Origin of the sequence: Pseudanabaena sp. CCNP1317 (assembly GCF_034931345.1) — a bacterium.
GTDB lineage: Bacteria > Cyanobacteriota > Cyanobacteriia > Pseudanabaenales > Pseudanabaenaceae > Pseudanabaena > Pseudanabaena galeata.
Genome location: NZ_JAYGIF010000181.1, coordinates 1 through 936 on the forward strand (window position 1 = coordinate 1; position 936 = coordinate 936).

Sequence of the window (936 nt, forward strand, 5' to 3'; positions counted from 1 at the left end):
TATAGCGGTTTTCAAATGAGCAAGAGCAAGGTAAAATGGAGAGAAAATGCAAACAGGAAAAGCGTATTCACAGGATTTGAGAGAACGAGTAATCGCAGGGTATCAAAAAGGAAAAACCACGATGAAAGAAGTAGCCGATAGGTTTGCAGTAAGTCGAAGCTGGGTCAATAATCTGGTACAAAGACAAAAACAAACAGGGAGTGTGGCGGCAAAACCCCATGGAGGAGGAGCAGTAGCCAAAGTCAACGCAACCCATTACCCAATCCTAGAAGCAATCATTGAAGGACAAAATGATATAACCTTGCTAGAAATCAGTCAAAGGTTCGCGGAAAAGACAGAGATATTGGTAAGTCAGTCCACGATTTGTCGAGCCTTACAGGAAATCGAGTTAACCCGCAAAAAAAAACTTTTCATGCCGACAAACAAGAAAGTGAAGCAGTCAAACAGTTGAGACTAGAATATCAACTGATAATGTGGGCAATCGAAACCAATAATCTGGTGTTTATCGATGAGTCAGGCACAAACCTAAATATGGCTAGGACTTATGCAAGGTCAAAAAAAGGCACAAGGGCGCATGGCTGTAAACCACACAACAAAGGTAAAAATCTGACCATCATTGCGGCGATCGCGATTACGGGGGTAATTGCGGCTCTATCATTTTTTGGCAGTAACAATGCGGTAACTTTTTTGTTTTATGTGACTGAGGTACTTGTACCACAGCTAAACGATACGATGGTCGTCGTGATGGATAATCTCAATCTCCACTGTAGCGATGAGGTCAGAACTGCGATTGAGAATACTGGCGCTAAACTGATTTTCTTGCCCACTTATTCTCCTGATTTATCACCGATTGAGATGTTTTGGTCAAAAATCAAATCCATTCTGCGTTCGATTGCTCCGAGAACCACTGAGCAGCTTTATGATGCTATCACTCTC

The 936-nt window shown here is 42.2% G+C and carries 2 protein-coding genes; both read left to right on the top strand.

The window, feature by feature from the left end; all coding sequences use genetic code 11:
* Positions 1–46: 46 nt before the first annotated feature.
* A complete protein-coding gene (locus VB775_RS26250; protein ID WP_281006124.1) occupies positions 47–451 on the top strand; it encodes a helix-turn-helix domain-containing protein in 405 nt (134 codons plus the stop codon).
* A partial coding sequence (locus tag VB775_RS26255; protein WP_323217179.1) for an IS630 family transposase occupies positions 364–936 on the top strand: 573 nt, incomplete at its 3' end. The genes VB775_RS26250 and VB775_RS26255, both read left to right, overlap by 88 nt.

Bases quoted from the DNA above. Each gene is read 5' to 3' on its own strand.
- VB775_RS26250 (WP_281006124.1), top strand. From the start codon at position 47: ATGCAAACAGGAAAAGCGTATTCACAGGATTTGAGAGAACGAGTAATC.